Origin of the sequence: Methylobacterium sp. GXS13 (genome assembly GCF_001455965.1) — a bacterium.
Taxonomy (GTDB): Bacteria; Pseudomonadota; Alphaproteobacteria; order Rhizobiales; family Beijerinckiaceae; genus Methylobacterium.
This window is the reverse complement of record NZ_LKKO01000069.1, coordinates 128949-150661: the sequence shown is the minus strand read 5'-3', so window position 1 is coordinate 150661 and position 21713 is coordinate 128949. Positions and strand designations below refer to the sequence as shown.

The 21713-nt window shown below is 67.5% G+C and carries 22 protein-coding genes; 6 read left to right on the top strand and 16 right to left on the bottom strand.

The window, feature by feature from the left end; all coding sequences use genetic code 11:
* Positions 1–42: 42 nt before the first annotated feature.
* Positions 43–312 (bottom strand): BrnA antitoxin family protein, encoded by a 270-nt coding sequence (locus AO398_RS22990; protein ID WP_058194489.1) that lies wholly within the window; start codon positions 310–312, stop codon positions 43–45.
* Entirely contained in the window at positions 305–592 is a 288-nt protein-coding gene (locus tag AO398_RS22985) for a BrnT family toxin (protein WP_058194488.1), read from the bottom strand. The genes AO398_RS22990 and AO398_RS22985 overlap by 8 nt, the downstream gene beginning before the upstream one ends.
* Before the next feature lie 173 nt (positions 593–765).
* On the opposite strand from AO398_RS22985, the gene AO398_RS22980 reads away from it, so the two are divergent.
* A complete protein-coding gene (locus AO398_RS22980; protein WP_058194487.1) occupies positions 766–3807 on the top strand; it encodes a transglycosylase domain-containing protein in 3042 nt (1013 codons plus the stop codon).
* Between the two features lie 14 nt (positions 3808–3821).
* A complete protein-coding gene (locus AO398_RS22975; protein WP_058194486.1) occupies positions 3822–4880 on the top strand; it encodes a hypothetical protein in 1059 nt (352 codons plus the stop codon).
* A gap of 10 nt (positions 4881–4890) precedes the next feature.
* Here AO398_RS22975 and AO398_RS22970 read toward each other — a convergent pair whose 3' ends face one another.
* The gene (locus AO398_RS22970; protein WP_058194485.1) at positions 4891–5106 is read right to left on the bottom strand and encodes a hypothetical protein; all 216 of its coding nucleotides are present in this window, start codon (positions 5104–5106) and stop codon (positions 4891–4893) included.
* A 268-nt stretch (positions 5107–5374) separates the two neighbouring features.
* Between AO398_RS22970 and AO398_RS22965 the strand changes: the two genes are divergently transcribed.
* Positions 5375–5623 (top strand): hypothetical protein, encoded by a 249-nt coding sequence (locus AO398_RS22965; protein WP_058194484.1) that lies wholly within the window; start codon positions 5375–5377, stop codon positions 5621–5623.
* A gap of 228 nt (positions 5624–5851) precedes the next feature.
* A complete protein-coding gene (locus AO398_RS22960) occupies positions 5852–6535 on the top strand; it encodes a hypothetical protein (protein WP_244498864.1) in 684 nt (227 codons plus the stop codon).
* A gap of 128 nt (positions 6536–6663) precedes the next feature.
* On the opposite strand, the gene AO398_RS22955 is transcribed toward AO398_RS22960, so the two are convergent.
* The 4 genes from AO398_RS22955 to AO398_RS22940 all read right to left on the bottom strand — a co-directional run bounded on the left by AO398_RS22955 (position 6664) and on the right by AO398_RS22940 (position 11639).
* The gene (locus AO398_RS22955) at positions 6664–8184 is read right to left on the bottom strand and encodes an undecaprenyl-phosphate glucose phosphotransferase (protein ID WP_058194482.1); all 1521 of its coding nucleotides are present in this window, start codon (positions 8182–8184) and stop codon (positions 6664–6666) included.
* A gap of 200 nt (positions 8185–8384) precedes the next feature.
* On the bottom strand, positions 8385–9581 hold the full coding sequence (locus AO398_RS22950; protein ID WP_058194481.1) for a glycosyltransferase family 4 protein: 1197 nt from the start codon (positions 9579–9581) through the stop codon (positions 8385–8387).
* A 129-nt stretch (positions 9582–9710) separates the two neighbouring features.
* Positions 9711–10394 (bottom strand): hemolysin III family protein, encoded by a 684-nt coding sequence (locus tag AO398_RS22945; protein ID WP_058194525.1) that lies wholly within the window; start codon positions 10392–10394, stop codon positions 9711–9713.
* A gap of 147 nt (positions 10395–10541) precedes the next feature.
* Positions 10542–11639 (bottom strand): COX15/CtaA family protein, encoded by a 1098-nt coding sequence (locus AO398_RS22940; RefSeq protein WP_082643412.1) that lies wholly within the window; start codon positions 11637–11639, stop codon positions 10542–10544.
* Between the two features lie 177 nt (positions 11640–11816).
* Between AO398_RS22940 and AO398_RS22935 the strand changes: the two genes are divergently transcribed.
* Positions 11817–12023: a DUF2842 domain-containing protein gene (locus tag AO398_RS22935; RefSeq protein ID WP_058194524.1), complete on the top strand. Its 207-nt coding sequence runs from the start codon at positions 11817–11819 to the stop codon at positions 12021–12023.
* An 82-nt stretch (positions 12024–12105) separates the two neighbouring features.
* A complete protein-coding gene (locus tag AO398_RS22930; RefSeq protein WP_243958574.1) occupies positions 12106–12441 on the top strand; it encodes a hypothetical protein in 336 nt (111 codons plus the stop codon).
* A gap of 338 nt (positions 12442–12779) precedes the next feature.
* Here AO398_RS22930 and AO398_RS22925 read toward each other — a convergent pair whose 3' ends face one another.
* The 9 genes from AO398_RS22925 to AO398_RS22885 all read right to left on the bottom strand — a co-directional run bounded on the left by AO398_RS22925 (position 12780) and on the right by AO398_RS22885 (position 21653).
* Positions 12780–13133 carry a hypothetical protein gene (locus AO398_RS22925; RefSeq protein WP_082643408.1) on the bottom strand — a complete coding sequence of 118 codons (354 nt, stop codon included), beginning with the start codon at positions 13131–13133 and terminating at the stop codon, positions 12780–12782.
* A gap of 226 nt (positions 13134–13359) precedes the next feature.
* Positions 13360–15933 carry a TonB-dependent receptor gene (locus tag AO398_RS22920; protein ID WP_058194478.1) on the bottom strand — a complete coding sequence of 858 codons (2574 nt, stop codon included), beginning with the start codon at positions 15931–15933 and terminating at the stop codon, positions 13360–13362.
* Positions 15934–16190: 257 nt separating this feature from the next.
* Complete coding sequence (locus AO398_RS22915; RefSeq protein ID WP_058194477.1) at positions 16191–16829, bottom strand: hypothetical protein; 639 nt, start codon at positions 16827–16829, stop codon at positions 16191–16193.
* 12 nt (positions 16830–16841) lie between these two features.
* On the bottom strand, positions 16842–17729 hold the full coding sequence (locus AO398_RS22910; protein WP_058194476.1) for an ABC transporter permease: 888 nt from the start codon (positions 17727–17729) through the stop codon (positions 16842–16844).
* 123 nt (positions 17730–17852) lie between these two features.
* On the bottom strand, positions 17853–18593 hold the full coding sequence (locus tag AO398_RS22905) for an ABC transporter ATP-binding protein (RefSeq protein WP_058194475.1): 741 nt from the start codon (positions 18591–18593) through the stop codon (positions 17853–17855).
* Positions 18590–18817, bottom strand: a complete 228-nt coding sequence (locus AO398_RS22900; protein ID WP_058194474.1) for a hypothetical protein — start codon at positions 18815–18817, stop codon at positions 18590–18592. The genes AO398_RS22905 and AO398_RS22900 overlap by 4 nt, the downstream gene beginning before the upstream one ends.
* 226 nt (positions 18818–19043) lie before the next feature.
* Positions 19044–19478 carry a hypothetical protein gene (locus tag AO398_RS22895; protein ID WP_058194473.1) on the bottom strand — a complete coding sequence of 145 codons (435 nt, stop codon included), beginning with the start codon at positions 19476–19478 and terminating at the stop codon, positions 19044–19046.
* A 103-nt stretch (positions 19479–19581) separates the two neighbouring features.
* Positions 19582–20565: a YVTN family beta-propeller repeat protein gene (locus tag AO398_RS22890; RefSeq protein WP_058194472.1), complete on the bottom strand. Its 984-nt coding sequence runs from the start codon at positions 20563–20565 to the stop codon at positions 19582–19584.
* 509 nt (positions 20566–21074) lie between these two features.
* Positions 21075–21653, bottom strand: coding sequence for a polysaccharide biosynthesis/export family protein (locus AO398_RS22885; protein ID WP_058194522.1), 579 nt, complete (start codon positions 21651–21653; stop codon positions 21075–21077).
* Between the last annotated feature and the right edge of the window lie 60 nt (positions 21654–21713).

The following is a 21713-nucleotide window of genomic DNA, read 5'->3' as shown; positions in this document are numbered from 1 at the left end:
CCCGCGGGATTTGGTTCCGTTTTGTTATGCAGTGCGTGCCGGCTACTTGCGCGAATGATCCATGTAGGCGCGCAAAATGGCGTTGATCTTTGTTTGGTAACCGCGCCCCTGATCCTTAAAGAAGGCCAAAACATCGGCATCAAGCCGCATCGTCATCGTCTTCTTGCGCGACTCGGGGTGGAAGACGGCCTGGCTCCAGTCGATCGTCGTCTCGGCCTCGTCGGCATCGGTCGCGACGGCGGCTTCGACATCGGCATCGCTCAGCGCCTTAACGGCGTCCCAGTCGCTCTCGCTCGCGCCGCGCTCAACCATCGCTGTCAGGTCCGCCGACGAATGCCTGACTGTACGCCTGTCTTTCTTCACGCCGCGCCCTCCTGAACGAGATCAGCCGCCGCCTGCCCTCGCGCCACGTCCAGATCACGGTGACGTGCACCTCACCCAGAACCCCGACCGTGAAGTGGCGCGCCTCGTCCCGGAAGGCCGCCGGACCTTCAAGCCGCGGGCGGCCATCGAACAGGGCGGCGGCATCCCGGAAGTCGAGCCGATGCTTGGCCAAGTTCGTTCGGCGCTTGGCTTCGTCCCACTCGAACATGGCCAGCCGCCCCCAAGTGTCAATACATCATGTCAATACGTCCTGTGCCGAGGCTTGCGAGCGGCGGCACGCCGGCTGGCGTTTCCTTAAATCAGCCGCGTTGTGCACGCCCAGTTCAGCTGCGTACCCGGAAGGTCCGCACCCGCTCCGCCGCCCCCTCGAATCCGGACCGCATGAACGCCATCCTGATCAAGCTGTTCGCGACGGCCCTGACGCTGAGCCAGGTCACCACGCGGCCGGACGCGGTGCGGACCCAGTTCGACCCGTTCACCGACCAGGCCGAGGTCGTGCGCCTGCTGCGCGACGGCTGCGCCCACATGCGCAAGGCGTTCGACATCGAGGATATCGATCTCGATGAATTGATCACCACCGCCATGGAGGATCCGACGAGCGTCGCCGGGCCGGGGGCGCCCAAGATCCTGCACGGGCTCAACCTCGACGAGCTGAACACCAGCTACAAGCAATTCTGCAAGGGCGAGAATCCCGCGATCTCGCCGTTCAACGCCCGAGAAGTCATCGAATTCTACGACAACGCCACCAAGGATCTGCCGACCGCCGAGGCGCTCCGGGACAAGGTGCTGCCCGGCATGACCCGCATCCTCGACGGCTCGGGCAAGCCCTTCGCCGAGACCTTCGAGCCGAATGGGCGCCGCCTGGTGGTGCCGATCACCGCGGTCCCGAACCTGGTGCAGAAGGCGTTCATCGCCGCCGAGGACAAGCGCTTCGAGAGCCACCACGGCATCGACGAGCGCGGGGTGATCCGCGCGTTCATCGGCAACCTCGCCTCGCCGGGGCGCCCGGCCGGCGGCTCGACGATCACCCAGCAGGTGGTCAAGAACCTCTCGGTGGGCGACGACGTCACCTACGAGCGCAAGATCCGCGAGATGATCGTCGCGTCGCGCCTGGAGCGGATCCTGACGAAGCCGCAGATCCTCGGGCTCTACCTCAACGGCATCTATCTGGGCCGCGGTGCCTACGGCATCGAGATGGCGGCCCAGAGCTATTTCGGGAAGTCGGTCGGGCAGCTGACCCTGCCGGAGGCGGCCCTGCTGGCCGGCATGCCCAAGGGGCCGAACTTCTACAGCCCGGACAAGTATCCCGAGCGCGCGCGCGAGCGGCGCGCCTACGTGCTCGCCCGTCTCAAGGAAGAGGGCACGATCACGGACGCCGAGATGGCGAGTGCGGTGAACGCCGATCTCGGATTGAAGCCGGTCGAATCGACCCGGCGCGATTCGGGCTTCTACGTCGTCGACTACCTGAACCGCGAGGCGCGCACCTTCGCGGGCGTCGATTCCTTGACCGCCGGCTCGTTCACCGTGCGCTCGACCATCAATGCCGGGCTCCAGCGCGCCGTGGAAGGTGCGTTGCAGGACGGGCTCGCCAATTACGAGCGCGGGACCGGGCGGCAGACCTATACGGGTCCGGAGCTCAACCTCGCCGACAGCATCCGCCGGATCCAGGCGGCCACGCCCGCCCCGGAAGGCGCGGTCCAGGCCGCGCCCGGAGTGACCGGCGCCCGGGCGGAGCCCGCCAAGGAGCCGCCCAAGTCCGACATGAAGCCCGGTGCCAAGGCGCCCCGGACCAAGGTGGCCGCCGCTCCGCAGGCCAAGCCCGTCTGGCTGCGCGCCTTGGAGAGCGCCCGGCCGACCCTGTACGACGTGCACTGGCCGGTCGCCGTGGTGCTCGACGCCGGCCGTGGGCCGGTGAAGGTCGGCTTGGCCGATGGCCGGACCGCTATCCTCGACCCGGGCATCGCCCGCAACCGTCTGCAGCTCTTTGACGTGGTGCGGGTGAAGCTGACGGAAGGGCGCGGCGCGGCGCGGGCGCAGCTGCGGGTCCGGCCCAGCGTCCAGGGCGCCGCTCTGGTGCTGGAGAATCAGACTGGCCGCATCCTGGCGATGGCCGGTGGCTTCTCCTATCCGATGAGCCAGCTCAACCGGGTCACCCAGGCGGTGCGCCAGCCGGGTTCGACCCTGAAACCGCTGACCTACTTGGCCGCGCTGAATGCGGGGCTCCAACCCAACACCCTGGTCCTGGACTCGGCCGTCACCCTGCCGCCGATCGGCGGCGCCGGGGATAGCTGGTCGCCGAAGAATTACGAAGGCGGCGGCTCGGGGCCGACGACGCTGCGAAGGGGTCTCGAATTCTCGAAGAACCTCGTCACGGCCCGGCTGCTCCAGGGCGGCATCGCGCCGAAGGCGCCGGCCAGCCTGAAGCGGGTCTGCGACATCGCCCTCGAGGCGCAGATCTACGCCGAGTGCGAGCCCTATTACCCGTTCGTGCTCGGCGCCCAGCCGGTGCGGATGCTCGATCTGGCCGGCTTCTACGCGGCGGTGGCCAACGAGGGCGCCCGCCCGGCCTCCTACGCGCTCGAATCGGTGGAGCGGGACGGCAAGGCGCTCTACACCCACGCCCCCCGCGAGCCGGTGCGGATCGGCTCCGCCGACCGGGTCGCGTTCTACCAACTCAAGACCATGCTGCAGGGCGTGACCCAGCACGGCACCGCCGCCGCGCTCTCCAAAGTCTCGGCCTATGTCGCGGGCAAGACCGGCACTTCCGAGAACGAGAACGACGCCTGGTTCGCGGGCTTCACCAACGAGATCACCGTGGTGGTCTGGGTCGGCTACGACAACGCGGACGGCAGCCGCAAGACGCTGGGCCGCGGCCAGACCGGCGGCCATGTCTCGGTGCCGATCGCCTCGACGATCCTGCAGGCCGCCTGGGCGAACGGCATCCCAAAGACGCCGCTGCGCGGGCCCTCCTCCGAGGCGCGCCCGTTCATCGCCGACCTGCCGATCGACCCGCATAGCGGCCAGCGGGTCGCGGGCGGCGGCTTCATCGAGCATTTCCGCACGAGTGGCGACGGAAAGCTGGCCGACACGCAGTTCCGCCTGGTGCCCCGCGAGACCCTCTACGCCATGCGGCCCGATGCCGAGGACGGCGATCTCAACGGCGCCGAGGACGGGGCCAGCGTCGCCGGCGACTACGACGGCACCATGACCGGCGAGCGTGCCGCGCCCGATCCCCTCGATCAGTTCGGCGAGCGCCAGAGACCGCGCAGCCGCCGTGCGCAGGGCGATCTGGATTCCTACGGCCAGGACGCCTACAGGCCCTGGCCCGGCCAGACCGCGCGCTCGCCCTTCGGGGACGAGGACGCGCGCCGGCCCCGCCGCCGCGACCCGGATTACCTGTTCGGCGAAGACCCGGGCTACTGACCGCCCCTCGATCGATGAGACACCCGTTGCGCACGCAGCTTCCTGCCGCCCTCGCCCTCGCCCTGACCGCTGCCAGCCCGGTCTGTGCACAGACGCCTGCCGCCAACACGGTGCCGGGCTCGGAGCGGATCAAGGAGGTGCCTTCGGTCACCGCCCTCGATCCGGTAGCCATCAAGCCCGGGCAGATCCTGTTCACGGATCACCGCGACAACCCCACGGCGCCGGAGAACGGCCTGATCCCGTACCTGGACTGGCTGAAGGCCCGCCCGAACGAGGCGGCGGTGCTGGCGCCCTTCCCCGGCTACAAGGAACCCGACTACACGGTGACGGTGAACGGCGTGACCAAGCCCCGGCACGAGACCCTGAAGGTCTACGTGGCGGAAGGCCGGTTCGTTGTGCCGCGGCCGCCCGAGGCGATCGACCTCCAGGCCTTCGCCAATCTCGGCTTCGTCCAGAAGATGGACCCGGCGATCAAGCACAAGGCGATCGCCACCGGTGAGGTGACGCCGAACAAGGACCCGGCCGCCGCTTTCGCCAAGCGCCCGGATCGCCCCTGGTGCGAGGGGGCCGGCGCCTGCATCGAGTCCCGTTACGATCTCGAAGGCAAGCTTCCGCTCGGGGTGAAGCTCGCCAACAAGCTCGAAGAGGGCTCGGCCAAGAAGATCGCCGAGTACGTCTCGTTCCAGAGCGAGCTGCGGGTGCTCGGCCCCGACCAGGGAGCGCCCCTCAAGGCGCTCACCAAGATCGACACCGCCGTCACCGGCGGGCTGGAGCAGACGATCTTCTGGGTCAACCAGATCCTGCGCTTCGGCAAGTTCCTGGCCGTGTTCCAGCCGATGCCGAACGATCCGACCAAGACCGTGGTGACCACCTACATGGCGCTGGCGATCAAGGCGGATGTCCTCGACCGCAAGGCCGAATATGCCCGGGTCCCGGTGCTGAAGAACCTGCTCCCCGCCCAGGTGCTGATGGGCAATTCGAGCTTCAACACCGGCAACTCGATCAGCGCCGGCCTGCCGGTCTACGCCCGCAACCGCATCACCACCTTCGCGGACGCGATCGCGAAACGCTGATTCGCCCGAATCAGAAGCCGCGGTTGCCGATCGAAGGCAGGGTCGGCTGCGTGTAGGCGCGGTTCACGTCGCGCCGAGTCTGCGTGCCGTTGGTGTCGTTCGAGGCCCGGTAATTGTCGAGCCGGAAGCTCTCGGCGAGGCCGCTGCGCCCGTCCGGGCTGTCGGTGTTGCAGGCGCAGAGGCCGCCGACTGCCAGGAACGATGCCGCGAGAAGGGTAAAGCGCATGATTGATCCTGGGCGATGCCGAACCGCGCGAGGGATTGCTATCCGCCGCCGAATCGCAGTTTGAAAAGTCGGAGGCGGCATGGTCAGGGCGGCGCCAAGTCCGTCAAGACCAGCGGCGAGACGTAAACCGATTCTGCCGCCTCCGATGCGCGGCAGCCACGGAAAATCTACCTTTCCACGCGTTAGCGGCGGATAGGGGCCGGCAATTGCCGGAAGTACGGCCTCGCCCCCTGGCGAATCCGGGTCCTTCGGGCCAGAACCGTCGGCGATGAGCAACGTCCTGCCCTTCCGGCCGCGCCCGACCGTCACCCGCCTCGCCCGCTGCGAGGTCGTGACCGTGGCCGGCGACCTCCTCGCCCTGCTCGAGCAGCTCGAGGACGTGAGTGCCCGCGCCGCCGCGATGGGCCGTCCGACACTCGAGGTCGAGCGCACGGTTCAGAATCTCCTCGACGCGGTCAGCGCCGTGGAGCGAGCCCTCGATTGTATCGGCGAGGGCGAACAGGTCGCGCCGGCCTGAACGGTGTCGCTGGGCGCAGGGTCCCTTCGCCGGGGCGCTGCCGGGCCCGCTACCCTGTGGATTGCCGGCGCCTGGATCGGTCCGCAATTCACCTGATCCGGCACGAGCGCCGTGAGAACGGTTTTGCGCAATAGATCCTGCACAGATACCCTCGAAAACCGGATCTTTGCGGTTCTTCGCCAAAGTCCGTGGTCAAACTCTTAATATTCCGGAACCCTCCCGCGCAGCTTGCGGTTGAGTGTCGGGCGCACGAAAGCGACGCTGTTTCCGGAGGACGTTATGAGGTTTCGTACGGGCAGCACGTTGGCCGTCATCACTGCCGCCGGGCTCCTCGCCGGAACCGTTGTCCAGGCACAGGCGGCGGAAGTCGGGTTTCTCGAGATGCTGTTCGGAGCGCGGCCCGCTCCCCAGCAGGTACAGCCCCAAGCCCCCGCCCCCCTCGAGGACCGTGCCGTCTACCGGCGCGCGACGCCCCGGCTCGGCAGCGCCCGGCATCGCCTCCAGACGCGATATGCCGCCCTGCCAGTCCGGATCCGCGTGAAGGAGACGGAACTCAGCCCGCGTCAGGTCGCGATCGACATGAAGTCTGGCGCCGCCGCGGCGCTTCTGAAGGACGAGACGTTGCTGCCCGGCGACATCGTCGTGCTGAACACGGGCGCCAAGGTTTTTACCGGCCATCTCGACACGCGGCACGCGTTGCGGGACTTCGAACCCGTTCAGACCTCGCGCTTCGTCAGCAAGGGCACCCGGAAGCAACTGGCCGGACTCTTCACGCCTGTCGGCGCATCGCCCACGAACGAGGCCCGCCGGGTCGTGGCGCGCGGACCACAATCCCCGTTGCCGATCGCCACCCCGATCCCGTCGCAGCAGACCGCCATGCGTGTGATCAATGTCTGGAACGCCGCGCCATAATCGGTATCGGATTCACCCGCCAAGTTCTGCTTGACGGACACGACTGATCATCTGGTGCCACGATCGCCATCGGCATCGTTCATGACACGAGCCGGATGCCTGTTTGCGACCTCTCCGATTGGACAGCGTCAATACGCGTTTTCGGTCTTGAATAACGCGAATGGTGTGGTCAGCAGGATCTGCATGTCGAGTACGACCGACCAGTTCTCAATATAAAACAGGTCGTGCTCGACGCGCCGCTGTAGCTTCTCCGACGTATCGGTTTCACCGCGCCAGCCATTGACCTGCGCCCAGCCGGTGATGCCGGGCTTGACCTTGTGGCGGGCGAAGTAACCGTCGACCACCTGATCATACAGGGTGTTGGCAGCCTTGGCCTGGAGCGCGTGGGGGCGCGGCCCGACCAGCGAGAGATCGCCCTTCAGGACATTGAAGAGCTGGGGCAGTTCGTCCAGCGAGGTCTTGCGGATGAACCGCCCGACCGGGGTTACCCGGGGATCGCCGCGCGTGACCATCCTGGCGGCACCGGCATCGCACTGATCGACATACATCGAGCGGAACTTGAACACCTCGATCAGCTCGTTGTTAAAGCCGTGGCGCTTCTGCCGGAACAGCACCGGCCCCCGCGAGGTCAGGCGGACGGCGAGCGCCACGCCGATCATGAGCGGCGATAGAGCCAGCAGCATCAACAGGCCGACGCAGCGGTCGAACACCGCCTTCACCACCACGTCCCAGTCGGCGATCGGCCGGTCGAACACGTCGAGGACCGGCACCGAGCCGAGATACGAGTAGCTCCGCGGGCGCAGCCGCAGCTTGGCCGCGTGGGCCGAAAGCCGGATGTCGATCGGCAGGACCCAGAGCTTGGCCAGCATCTGGAGGATCCGCGCCTCGGCGGTGATCGGAATCGTGAACACGATCAGGTCGAGCCGGGCATGCCGGGCATACGCGACCAAGTCGTCGACATTGCCAAGCTTCTTGTGGCCGGCCACCATGTCGGAGGAGCGGTCGGCGTTGCGGTCGTCGAACACGCCGACGATGCGGATGCCGCTGTCGCTCTGGCTCTCGAGAGCCGCAATCAACTCCTCGGCGGGCTTGCCGCCGCCGACGATGGCCGTGCGGCGGTCGAAGCGGCCGGCCCGGGTCTGCGCGTCGATCACCTGCGAGAGCGCGAAACGCCCGGCGAGCAGAGCGGCAAGGCCGGCGCCGTAGAAGGTCGCGAGCCACAGGCGCGAATAATGGTCGGCAATCTTGCCGAGGACCAACAGGGCGGCGACCATCAGGAAAGTCATCGACCAAGCGGCGATCAGCCGGATCGCCGACTTGGCGAAAGTCCGGAAGGCCGAAATCCGGTAGCCACCCGAGGCCTGTATCAGCGCCACCGTAAAGGCAGCGATCAGCGCAATCACACCGGTATAGGTCAGACCGAAGGGGACCCGGCCGCGCAGCATCAGGAGGTGCAGGAGCGCGCCGAGCCCGAAGATCAATGTGAGTTCGAGGGCCCGCACCAACCCTGCGATCACAACCGGTGAGAGCGCAGCTGGCCCCGGAGCGAGCGTCTCCGCCATCGGACCGTCGCTGCCGCGCGTCCGCATGGTCTGCCGGTCGAGTGGGCCGGTGGCGTCAAGAAGATCGCGGATGTCGAACGCGCTCATCGATCGGCTCCTCCCGGGCAAAGCGCCGGTCCTCACGTTGCATCCACTGTTTCCGCGACCCGGAAACTGCTTTTCAGCGTGATGCTCTGGATCGGGACCCTTGCACGAGGCATCGTAAAGAAACTTAACCGCGGGCCCGCCGGATCGAGGGCCCACCTGCGTGGGCCCCCGGCCAGGGTCAGATGCGCGTAGCCTTGCTCTCAGGCTGTGCGTGCCTGAGCGAGCTTGTCCGAGCCCACCTTCAGGCGCTCCTCGCGAGCCTGGAAGGCGGCAGCATAGCCCGAGATGACATCGGCCCCCATCCGCGCCAGGGAAAATCGCTGATGGATGGATGCGCTGAGCGCCCGCACGCGTGTGGAGAGCGCGTCCGGAGATTCGTCGAGCACCCGGCGGATCGCGCCGGCAAGTGCTCCAGAATCACGGGACGGGACGAGGTCGCTCGCCATCGGTCCGAAAATCTCCGGAATGCCGCCCACGCGGGTGGCGACCAACGGCTGCGATGCTGCCGCGGCCTCCAGGACGACGTAAGGCAGAGATTCCGCCAGCGACGGCACGACCAGGATCCGGCCCCGTGCCAGCACCGACCGGATCGCCTGTGGCGGCTCAAAGGACGCCGCGTCCGAGAGGCCGAGCCGCTGGACCATGCTGCGCAGGCTGTCGGCATCCGGGCCGGACCCGACCATCAGCAACCGCAGCGGCCGGCCCTCGGCGCGGAGCCGGACCAGCGCTTCAAGCAGGTAGGGCAGGCCCTTCGCCTCACGCAGCTCGCCGACATAGAGCAGGTCCGCGGCGTCGGCCGCCTGGGGCACCGGGGCGAATTCGGCATCGGCGATGCCGTTGTGGACGATCCGGGTCACCTGCTCCGGGCCCCCCACGAAGGTCCGGTGCCGCCCGGCGACGCCCTCGCTCTCGAATAGGAACGCGTCGGTCCGGCGGGCGAGCACGGCCTCGGCGGCCATGTAGGCCCGGTGGAGGGCGCTGCCCGGCCTGTAATTGTAGCTGCCGCCATGGGGCGTGTAGGCACGGATCGCCGGTGATGAGGCGAGGCGGGCATAGGCGCCGCCCTTGGCCCCGTGTCCGTGCAGCACGGTCGCGCCGACCGCTTCGGCCCTGCGCGTGATCGTCCGAAGACAGGTCCAATCCGACAGGTGCGGGTTGCGCCGCATCGGGACCCGGATCAGGCCGAGTTCGAGCGACGGTGTCACATCGGCCAGGGCCTTCGCGGCGCGCTCGCCGCCCGTGCTCGCGTCGCAGACGATTCCGACGGCGTGTCCCGCCTCGGCCTGCAGCCGGGCCAGGTCCATGACGTGGCGGAACAAGCCACCGACCGGCGCGCGGAACACGTGCAGGATGCGCTGGCACTGAGCTTTTCGGGTCTCGTTCGGCTTCGCCGCCACGGTATCGCTCCCGGGAATAACAGTCCCGAGAGTGTGGTGCCGTGACGGTCGCAGTAAACTTAAACGGACCCCCGCTTGATCGGCCTTTTCAGCGGGAAGGTAAGCGGAGTTTTACTGCTGTGGATCAATTCACGTCAGTGGCAAGCCGTTAAGGCTGGCCCAGATCGTTCCGTAATGGCAGGCCGTCGCGGCCAGCACGAATCCGTGCCAGATCGCGTTCTGGAACGGCAGCGTGCGCCAGACGTGGAACAACACACCCACCGAATAGAGCAGACCGCCGATCGCCAGGAGCCAGAGAGCCGTCGGCTGCAGGGCGGCAATGACCGATTCGTAAGCCAGCAGGCCGCTCCAGCCGAGCAGCAGGTAGAGTCCGATGGACAGACGATCGTACCGGCCGGGCAGGAACAGTTTCACCGCGATGCCCACGAGTGCGACCAGCCAGATCACCGCCAGCAGCAGGTAGGCGCGGATGCCGGAGCCCACGAGCGCCACCAGCGGCGTGTAAGTCCCCGCGATCATCAGGTAGATCAGCGCGTGGTCGGCGCGGCGCAGGAGCCATTTCCGCGGGCTGACCGGGTAAAGATTGTACACGGCGGAGACGCCGAGCATCAGCACCAGGGCGGTGGCGTAGAGGACGATCGCGGCCCGCTCTCCGAAGCCGAGATGGGCGGTGAGGGCCGTGGCCACCAGCGCCACCGCGCCGGCGAGACCGAGAACGACCCCGAGGCCATGGATCACACCATCCGCAACGATCTCGCGCGGCGTGTAGTGCCACGTCAGAGTCAGCGGGCGACCGTCCTCCGCGAGAGACATCATGGAGCCTCCTGCTACGCCTGCAGCCTAAAGCTTAAGAGAGCTCAGTCGTTCCCTATGCAAAGTGCTGACGCCGGGTTTATCCCAAGGTTCTATTGCCGCGTGGTGAAAGTCTTGCTGTGCGTGGCGGCGTCGCCGCACCAAGCCTTAAGCACCGTGCTGCGCGAGCCCTTCGAATCCGAGTGCCGGTTCCCGGGCGGCGCGCCGCACGCCGATGATGCCGCCGCCGATCCGGGCATGCACCACCGCCATGGTGAGCACGGCCATCGCGAGAATCTGGTGGGCCAGAGCCGCCCAGAGCGGGACCGCGAGGAGCAGCGTCGCGATGCCGAGCCCCGCCTGGGCCAAGGCCAGAGCCGCGACGCCGCCGGCGCGACCCGCCGCGCCGGACGAACCGGACATCCGGGCATCGATCGCGTGCAGCAGTGCGACGACGACGAGCAGGTAGGCGGTCACCCGGTGGTCGAACTGGACCAGGGCGTGGTTGTCGACGAAGTTCTCGATCCAGGGCTGGATCGCGAACAGGCTGTCCATCGGCGGGACGAGGGCGCCATCCATGCTGGGCCAGGTGTTGTAGACGAGGCCCGCATGCGACCCGGCGACCAGCCCGCCGAGGAAGATCTGTCCCAGAACCAGCGCCGGCAGCAGGAACGCGACCCAGCGGATGCGATCCGGTGCCGGATCGACCGTGTCGTTGCGCTGGCCGGCCGCCAGCCACACCAGCCCGGCGAGAATCAGGCTCGCGGTCGTCAGGTGCAGGGCGAGCTTTAGCGGCGCCACCGCGGTCATGCCGGGTTGGAGACCGGAGGCGACCATGATCCAGCCGATCGCCCCCTGGAGCCCGCCGAGGATGCCGAGGCTCAGAAGCCCGAGTCCGAGGCGGCGGCTGATTAGGCCGCGCCACCAGAACACCACCAGCGGCAGGAAGAAGACGAGGCCGATCAGCCGGCCGAGGACGCGATGGCCCCATTCCCAGCCGTACAGGACCTTGAACGACGCCAAACCCATGCCCTGGTTGAGAATGGCGTATTGCGGCGTGTCCTTGTATTTGGCGAATTCTGTGGCCCAATCCGCGTCCGACAGGGGCGGCACGATCCCGGTCACGGGGCGCCACTCGGTGATCGACAGGCCGGACCCGGTCAGGCGCGTCGCGCCGCCGACCGCCACCATGGCGACCACGGGCGCCGCGATCAGGTAGAGCCACGCCCGCACGGCGCCCGATCGGTGGTCGCCCGAGACTCTCATCACCTTCATCCCTTCCGCGGTTGCCGGGATGTCCCGGCCCTGGCGACGCGTTAGGGGATGCGCGCAAGACGGGCAATGTCGGTGGCGCCGCAGCCCGCGGCAGAGCGCGCGTTGCCAACCGGGGCCGCGGACGATAGCCGTTTCACCTCAGGGGGAGACGAGGCTGTGGGAATCGTGATGCGTCGCCGCACCCGCACATTGATCGGCACCGTCACGATGCTGGCCTTCGTCTGCCTGTACGGGCCGCTGGCCATGGCCCTGGCCGACAGTCGCATCGCCGAGACCCCGGCGGCGATCCAGGCCATGCTCTACTCGATCCTCGGGATTGCCTGGATCTTCCCGCTGATGCCGCTGATCCGGTGGATGGAGCGCCCGGACCGTTAGGGGCGACCCTCGATTTTGCCGCACTCGGGCGCCAGAAGCCTGGAATCCGAGGTCGAGATCCCCGTTCGTGTATCGCTTGCCCCTGCGCCTCAAGCATCTGGCCGCACTTGCCGTGCTGCTCGCGCCGTGTCCGGTCCTCGCACAAGGTACGCCGCGTTCGATCGGGGAGTGCGAGCGGCTGAAGAATGACCTCGCGTACAACCAATGCTTGGCGATGTTCGGACCGGCAGCCCGGAATGTCGCGGGCGGTTACGCCTCTGCCGACGCGGCCGCCGCTCCGGCGCTCGCCGAAGCGCTGCCGCAGGCGGAAGAGGCCGTCGAGGCGTCGACCGGCCGCCGGGGCCGCTACCGGTCGCGGCGCGGCGGTCGGCAATACGCCTCGTTCTCGACGAGCTATCGGCATCGCCGGCGGCGTTGAGGTTCGCCCAGCGCAAAGCTTAGGTCACGGGTCTGCGCGTGCGGAGGCTGTCGGCGGGCCGCGCCGAGGGCGGATCGTGTCCCTCGACGAAGCGACGCCCCACACAGCGCGCTGGCAGACCGCGTGATCGCGCTACCCTCTTGCGGTGCAGCTCGTCTCTGCGGGCTACGAGAGCCGCACACGGTGTCCGGTGCCGATTGATACCCGACCCACCCGCGGCGACCCTGGGCATGCCCAGGGTCGCGCAGGCGTGTCGGGGCGCGAGATCAAGTCTCTTTCGGGTCCGGTACCAAACCCCATGCACCAAGCCGTGCCTCCGGGTGGGAAGAATCCAGACCCTACGGCAGGGCGCCGGCCTTTTCCTTGGCCTGCATGATCGTGTTGCGGCAGGCCTCGGCGTTGCCGGCCTTGTCCTCGGCGGCGGCCTTCGCAACGAGCTTCTTCGCCTCCTCGACGCCCGACGCGGTCGGCTTCACGGCGGCATCGCCCTTGGTCAGGGCCGGCGGGGTCGCGAGCGCCTTGTCGGAATGCGACGAGGTCGTACCGCCGGGCGGCGTCGTGCCAGTCACCGACGCGGCGCCCGCGCTGTCCAGGCGCTTCTGCAGCGTGGACACCTCGTCGGCGCACGGGGTCGCCCCGGCCATGGTGGCGGCGGCAAGCGCCAGGGCAGCGAAGGCGAATCTCATCATCATCGAGGCGTTTCTCCACGTCGTTCAGGTCGCAACCGGCCACGACCCGCGGGGATCGCCGGGGGCCGGCCGGAGCGTCTGTCGCTCCGGGAAGAGACGCGGGGCGCCGAACCCCGTTCCTGAGACGTGAGGCCGCACGGCGTTCCGTCCCGTGGCGCCTGGAAACGCGAAAGGCGCCCCGCCCGGTCCGAAGACCGCACGGAGCGCCCTGCTAGGACGGTGATGTCTCTCAGTACTTGCGGATGATGGGCTCGGGCGACATCGGCACCGGGTCGGCGCCGAAGGCGTAGCGGATGCCGCCGTAGATCGAGAACGGCTGCGCCAGGGTCGTGGTCCGCGGATCGCTGATCCGCAGGTTGCCGGCGACCGCGCCCGGCTCGGCGAACGTGCCGAAGGTGGTGTAGCGGTTGTTGGTCAGGTTCGTGATCAGACCGAACACCTCGAGGTTCTTGGTGACCTGATACTTCGTCTGGAAGTTCATCACGTAGTAGGGCGGCAGCTTGCGGTTCAGGTTCGACTCGTCGCCGCGGTAGTAGGACGACGAGAAGGCCTGGAGGTAGAGGCCGACCTGCCAGGCCGGGGTGATGAAGTAGTCGAAGCCGGTCTTGAACTGATGCGTCGGCACCAGCGGCACGACGTTGCCCCTCCGGACCTGGATCGCGCCGTCATCCGCGAGCGGGTTATTGGGCGAGGACAGGGTGCCGTTGAACTGGAAGGTGGCGTCGATCAGGGCGTAGTTGGCATAGACCCGCAGGTAATCGGCCGTGTATTCGCTGCCGACCTCGATACCCTGACGCTGGGTCGCGGGCACGTTCACGAAGTAGGCGCGGGCGGTGTTGCCCGGGGTGGCGAGCGACAGGATGTCGTTCGCCAGGTCGGTGCGGAAGGCGCCGATCTTGTAGGTGATGACGCCGCCATCATAGGTGTTCGGCAGCGCGCCGCGGAAACCGACCTCGTAGGTCCGACCGGTCACCTGCTTGAGCGGCGGATCGGCCACCAGCGAGTTCGGCAGCAGGCACGGCCGGTCCGGGTTGGCGCAGGCCAGTTCCAGCGGCGTCGGCGCGCGGTTCGATTCCGAGTAGCTGCCGTAGAGGTTGACCGCGTCGGTGAAGCGGTAGGTCAGGCCGGCCACCGGATTGATCTTGTTGTAGTAATGCGTGCCGGTCACGTCCGGCGAGAAGCCGGTGAGATCCTCGCTCTGGATGCGGGCGAAGTTGAGCCGTGCGCCAGCGGTGAGCGACAGCCGGTCGGTCACGTCGAGGGTGTCGAGGGTGTAGAGGCCCATATAGAGGTTCGAGCCGTTGACTGAGCTCGGCGCGATGCCGAGCGCCCCGGCGGTCCGGAGCTGCGGCGTGCCGAGGCCCGGGATGTTGCCGTAGAACGGGTTGCTCGGATCGGTGGTGATCGACAGGTTCGGGTTGATCACGCCCAGGGTGCTGGACGACTTGAACGAGTAATTGGCCGCATCGATGCTGCCGCCGACCACGAAAGTGTTGGGCAGGCCGAACACCCGGTCGCGGTTGGCCGCCTGGATTGATCCGCCGAAGCCCGTGGCCTCCGTGTTGGTCACGTCGAGGGTGCCGTACGGAACGTTGGCGCGGAACGGGATGCGCTGGTTCTGCTGGCCGAGGATGAGGAACTGGTTGCGGAAGGCCAGCTGCGATTGCCCGGCCCCCGGGCTGAAGCCGTCATCCTCGAAGCAGAGGTTGCCGCGGAAGCTGGAGCGGGTGCTGCAATTCTCGAAGTTGCCGTCGTTGCCGTCGACATAGGTCTGGCTGAAGCGGCGGAAATAGGCGTTGCCGGCGAGATCCCAGGTCGGTGACACGTCGACCCGGCCGGTGAGCTGGATGGTGCCGACTTCGGTGGTGGTGGTCTGCGGGTAGGTGAAGATCGCCCGCGGGTCGCGATGGGTGAAGTCCACCGGAGTCGCGGCGGCGGCGCCGAAGAAGCTGCGGGCGGCGAGCCCGATCAGGTGGAATTCCGAATCCTGCGAGCGGTAGCCGATATCGCCGTAGAGCCGGCCGATCGTGCTCGGGCTCTCGTAGCGCCAGCCGCGGTCATTCAGGCCGTCGCCGGTGAAGTAGACGCTCCACGGGCCCGAAACCTTGCCGTATTCGATGTAGCCCGCGGTGCGTGCGTCCGAGCCGCCGAACGCGGTGATCTCGGTGCCCTGCCAGGTGAAGCCGTTCTTCATCTGGATGTTGATCGCGCCGCCGAGCGCGTTGAGGCCGAAGACCGGGTTGCCGGTGACGACGTCGATCCGCTGGATGGCTTGCGGCGGAATCAGGTCGAAATTGACGATGTCGCCGAAGGCTTCGTTGATGCGCACGCCGTTCTGGTAGACGGCGAGGCCCTGCGGCACGCCCTGGACCGGCGAAGCGGTGAAGCCGCGATAGGTGACGTCGGGGCGGTTCGAATTGCCCTGCGAGTCCGACAGGTTGAGGCCCGGCGTGCGCCGGGCGAGGGTCGCCACGACGTTGTCGGTGCCACGGTCGACCGTGATGTCGCTGGCCGTGACGGTCTCGACCGTGCTGGGGATCTTGTAGAGGGGCTGCTCACTGCCACGCAGGCGCACCGGGCCGATCGGCGGCAGCGCCGAGCCGGCGGGCTCCAACCCACCCGGGCCGTTGAGGTTCTGGACGCGGCTCGAATTGCCGCCGCCCGAGCCGACCGGTGAGGTGGAGACGACGCTGATTTCGCCCAGCGTCACGGCGTTCTGTGCCTGCTCGGCGCAGGGCAGCATCGCCCCGCCTAGAACCGACGCCGACGCGACGAGGCTGCTCCGAAGCGCCCTCAATGACATTCCAATCCCCTTGCCGTGAACCCGCGCTCGTTGCTGTCGAGCTTGTGATCACTCTTGGCCGGGGACGGAAAAGGACACAATTGACTGGAAACCACGTGCGCCGTGTTTCGGCAACCTTTCGGAAATACCGAACTCGAACGCCAACGCACGTGATGTAACGGCAACAGTTTTTATAACGATTTCAGAGGCTTAGGGATAATCCGGCAAGGCGCCCGGGATGTTTTGGCAATCTCGCCCGTCGGTCTCTGAGCTTCGCTTTAGAGCCGGGCTTGAATCAGTCGAGCGATCTCGCCGAGGCGCTGCTCCAGCAGCTGAGGCACCTCGCAGACATAGGTGAGCGACTGGCTGCGCTCCTGGAAGATGCGTCGGTCCCAGGCGAACTTGGTCTCGAGGTCCGACTGATCCTTCGGCAATTCGGTCGCGTCCGTGGCGCTCGGTGCGTCCTTGGTCTGGCTGATCTTGTCGGCCTCATCGCGGACCCGCTCGGCCATGCGGCGCTGTCCCTGGGCATAGCGGGCGATCCCGCCCATCACCTTGTCGCGCTCGCCGTTGATGACTTCGAAGACGCCGGCGTAGACATGCGTCAGCGCCTTGTCCTTCGCATCCTTGTCGGCCCCGAGCTTCGCGACGAAGCCGTCGAGCAGCGGCGCCACTTCCGTCAGCTCGGTGCGGCGGGACGCGATCTTCTGCGCCAGCACTGCCGCGTCGTTGTCGCTGCCCCAATCGCCGGCCGCCGCGATATCGGGCCCGGTCCAGAACTGCCCCGGGCTCAAGGTTGCGACCTTGCGCTGGACGCAGGGCCAGTCCGGATCCTGCCGGGGCTGGGCGAGGACAGGTCCGGCCGTGAGCACGAGACCGAGGGCAGAGGCGAGAAGGCGGGCGGCGATACGGGTCATCGAAGGGTTCCGTCAGTTGGTTTCGCCGGCCGGGCCGCCGCGCCGGGCCATGATGCCGCGACCGGGATCGTAGGCGACGACCGCCATGCCGAAGAAGGCCAAGGTCACGCCGATGACGACCGCGCAGGCGACCGGCTCGAACTGGAGATAGAGGGCGAAGCGGACGAGTTGGACCGCGTGGCTGAACGGGTTCAACTCGCAAATCCAGTAGAGCGTTTCCGAGGATTCCCGGATCCGCCACAGGGGGTAGAGCGCCGAGGAGGCGAAGAACATCGGGAAGATCACGAAGTTCATCACGCTGGCGAAGTTCTCGAGCTGGCGCACCAGCGACGACAGGAACAGGCCGATCGCCCCCAGCATGAGACCGGAGGCCAGGAAGGCCGGCAGCGCCGTGAGGTATCCGAGAGCCGGAATGTCGGTCTCCCAGAAATAGGCCACCGCCAGGAACGCGTAGGCCTGGACGATCGACACCGAGACGCCGGCGATCAGCTTGGCCAGCAGCAGCAGCCAGCGCGGATAGGGTGAGGTCAGCAGCACCTTCATGGAGCCGACCTCGCGGTCGTAAACCATCGACAGCGACGATTGCATGCCGTTGAACAGCTGGATCATCACCGCCAGCCCCGGCACCACGTAGACCTCGTACAGCACGTAGGTCTGGTAGGGCGGCTCGATGGAGACGCCGAGCGTGTTCCGAAACCCGGCGGCGAAGATGAACAGCCACACCAGCGGCCGGACCAGCGCGGAGAAGAACCGTTCCTTCTGATTGAAGAAGCGCAGCAACTCCCGCCGGACAATGCCGCCCAGGCAGATCAGGTAGCCGACCGCATCGAGCCGGCCCACCTGGCGGGCGGTTTTCTGGGAGGGCGGCGCCGGGACCGCGGTGGCGAGGGGCGTCGTCATGTAAACTGACTCATGTCGAACGACGCGCCTTTGATTTCGCAGCGAGGGCTAGGGCCGGAAACACGCACCTCCCCCTCCCCCGCAGAGGGGGGAGGGAGCGCGCGCGTATCGTTCGGTCGCCCATCACGCCGCCGCCCTCCCCGGTTCGGCGACGAGCCGGCGGAATGCGTCGGCCAAGCCTTCGCCCGGCGCACCGATATCCCCGGCCCGGCCCCGGGCGACGATACGCCCGCGATGCAGCACCACGGCCTCGTCGTCCGCGGAAATCTCCTCGAAGATGTGGGTCGCCCAGAGGACGGACAGCCCCTCCTCCCGCACGAGGGCGCGGACGATCGCCACGATGTCGGCGCGGGATTCCAGATCGAGCCCGACGGTCGGCTCGTCGAGCAGCAGCAGGTCAGGCCGGTGGATCAGCGAGCGGGCGATCTCGATCCGGCGCGACTGGCCGCCCGAGAGGGTGCGGACCTTGTCGTGGCGCCGGTCCGCCAGGCCCACGCGGTCGAGCAATTCGGACACCCGCAGCTTCCCCGCCGTGCGGGTGATACCGTGGAGGCTGGCGTGATAGAGCAGGTTCTGCTCGACGGTGAGATCGGTATCCAGCGTCCGGGCCTGGAACACCACGCCCAGCCGGGCCAGAGCCCGGGACGGCTCGCGATCGAGCCCGTGGCCGAAGATCGAGACCCGGCCGCTCTGGTTATTGTAGAGCCGGGTGATCACGGAAAACAAAGTCGTCTTGCCGGCGCCGTTGGGCCCCAGCAGGGCCGCGAACCGCCCCCGCTCGACCGTCAGCGACACGTCGTCGAGGGCCGCGCGCGCCCCGAACCGATGGCCGACATGCTCGACCAGCAGGGCCGTCTCGCTCATCGGCCAAGCGCCTTGCGAGCATCCGCGACGGCGTCGAGGCACTCGTCGAATTCGCCTTCCTTCTGCTCGCGCTCGGCGACGCGGAGGGCTTTTTTCAGTTTGGGCAGCGCGGCCTCGGATTGGTTCGCGGCCAGCGCATCACGGATCATCGTGATGCCCGCGGCACAGGAGGCGGCGTCATCGGCCGCGAAGGCGGGCGTGGTCAGAAGGCCGCTGAGCAGCACGAGCGCGAACCTCCTCCCCCCTCTGCGGGGGAGAGTGGCCCCCGAAGGGGGTCGGGAGAGGGGAGCGACGGCGCAGGATAAGGCTGTGGCCTTCATACCGAACCCGCCTTGTCCGGAAGCCGCGCTCCCCTCTCCCGACCCGGCCTGACGGCCGGCCCACCCTCCCCCGCAGAGGGGGAGGGAGATGCGTTTGTGGCCTCGCGCCACATTCTGAAACCGGCGCCCATCACTTCACCGTCAACGTGCCGGTCATGCCCTTCGCCTCGAGGCCACGGGCCTCCCACTTGTAGGCACCGGGCTTGATCGCGACGAACTCGACGGCGATCTCGCCCGGCTCGTCGAACTCCAGGTGATCGGGCGCGCCGCCGCCATGGATCTCCTTGTGCTCGATGACGATCTGGTTGAGCCAGATGTAGCGGAAGAATTCGGGCGCGTAGAACTTGTACTCCTGGCCACCCTTGGCGACGATGCGCAGCCGGTAGGCCTTGCCGGATTCGAGGGTGATGTCCCGGTTCTCGACCGCGAAGTCGTTGCCCTGGTCGTCGCCGAGGACGAGGTCGGGCAGGTTCTCCCGCTTCTTGGTCAGGTCGAGGGCCCTGGCCGGCCCGGCCGCGAACAGGCCGGCCAGGGCGAGGGCTGCGATCCGAAACGTCGGCGTCATGTCGTTCCTACCCGTATGCCGCCGGTCCGGCGGTCCTGTTCCGCATCATGGGCGCCGGGCCGGCCCTGCCGCTTTCCCCGCGCACCGGCCAAGTCGCAAAGAATCAATTCGGGGAGATGGCCACGCCCCAGGGCAGCAGGCCCACCGGGATGCTCTTGACCACCTTCTCGGCGGCCACGTCGATCACGGAAACGTCGTTCGAGGTGCCGTTCGTCGTGAACAGCATCTTCTGGTCGGGCGTGAAGGCGAGCTGCCAGACGCGCTGGCCCACCGGGAGATATTTCTCGACCGCGTAGGTCTTGGCGTCGATGACCGCGACCCGGTTGGCCGGGCCCAACGCCACGAACGCCTTGGTGCCGTCCTTGGTGATGCGGATGCCGACCGGCTGGATGGCCTCGTCGTTCACGCTGGGGATCTTGAAGGTGATCTTCTTCACCACCCGGCGCTGCGCTACGTCGATCACGCTGACCGTGCCGCCGACCTCGGAAGAGACCCACAGGAACTTGCCGTCGGCGGTGAACTCGGCAAACCGCGGCCGCGCATCCACGAGCACGTTGTCGATCACCTGAAAGGTCTTGGTGTCGATGAAGTGCGCCATGTTCGTGGTTTCGGAGGTGTTGACCAGGATCTTCCCGTCCGGCGACAGGCCCATCCCCTCCGGCTCGACCCCGACCGGGACCTCGGCCAGGACCTTGTTCTTCTCGATGTCGATGATCGTGACTTGGCTGTCGTCCTCGTTGGCGACGTAGAGCGGGTTGCCCGAGGCGTCGAGGATGAACTGCTCGGGATCCGGGCCAGAGCGCAGGGAGCGGACGACCTTGCCGGAGCTGGCATCCAGCACGTCGATCCGGTCGTCGTCGCTGGCGCAGACGAACACCTCCTTGCCGTCCTTCGACACGGTGATTCCGCGCGGCCGGCGCCCGACCTTCCATGTGGCGGTCACGGCCATCGTGGTCGTGTCGATGACGCTGACGGAGTTGCCCTTCTCGTTGGTCACGTAGGCAGTGTAGGCCAGGGCCGGCCCGCCGAGGGCGAACCACGCTCCGAGGGCGATACCACTCAGACCTGCCTCGACGCGGCGGCGCATACGAATCCTCCCTGGGTGCCCTCGTCGGCACTCTCTGGCACCAACTGTAGTGCGATCTTGGCCGGTTGCGAGGGGATGCGGCGTTCGCGGCTGCGACCGATAGACCTCGCGCACCGGGATCTACAGCGAGGCTTATCCCTAGAACGTCGGCGCTGTGAAGGGCGCGTCGTCGGCTGCGCGTATGATTGCGCCAGCGTGATGCGCGCTGTCGGTCGTGAGGGGGGCGATGGAGCCGGAGATCCTGGCGAACGAGGTGTCTCCATGCGCGGCCTCATCCGCGGAGGCAGTGGGGGTTCAACGCCCCAGACGCGCCATGCGCGGTATTCAAGCGAGATGACGGCCGCTGATCTGAAGCGCGGGGCCGATCGTGAACGTCACGAACGGATCGCAGGAAGCGGCGCATCCGAGCCGGGCCCGACGTTCCCTGCGCGCCGAGCAGCCCAAGGTGTTCCGGCGTCATCACAGACGTGATCGGCGGCCGTCAACATCGTAGCCCCCGGAAGGAGGTCTCAGAAGAACCGCTCCTTGACCACGATCGTGTCGCCCGGCCGGACCGAATAAGTCATCGGCACGATTCCCGACACCAGGCCGCCGCCGGTATCACGGGTCAGCACGGCGTAGTCCCGGGCGGCCCGAGGCCCGAAGCCGGCGGCGATGGCCACCGCGGTCTCCACGGTCATGCCGTTGACGAAGGGGTACTGGCCCGAGGTCGTCACCTCCCCCAGGATATAGAACGGTCGGTAGGTATCGACCTCCACCGTCACGTGCGGCTCGCGCACGAAACCGGAGGCGAGCTTGGCCTCGATCGCCCGGGCCGCCTGACCCGTGGTCTGGCCGCCGACCTGCACGGTGCCGATCAACGGCATCGCGATCTTGCCGGCGCCGTCGACCGCATAGATGTTCGACAGATTGTCCTGCCCGAACACGATCACCCGCAGCTTGTCGCCCGCCGAGAGCGGGTAGCGCGCGCCGATCGAGCCGGTGCCGGTGGCATCGAGCTGATCGGTGCGGAAGGTCGGACGCAGGCAACCGCCGAGCGCCAGAGTCGATCCAAGAGCGAGAAGGAGAGCGCGCCGGTTCATCACCATCGCCGTCATGGGTTCCAAGTCGGGGTGGTGTAGGCCGTTAAGGTTAATGAATCTTGATGA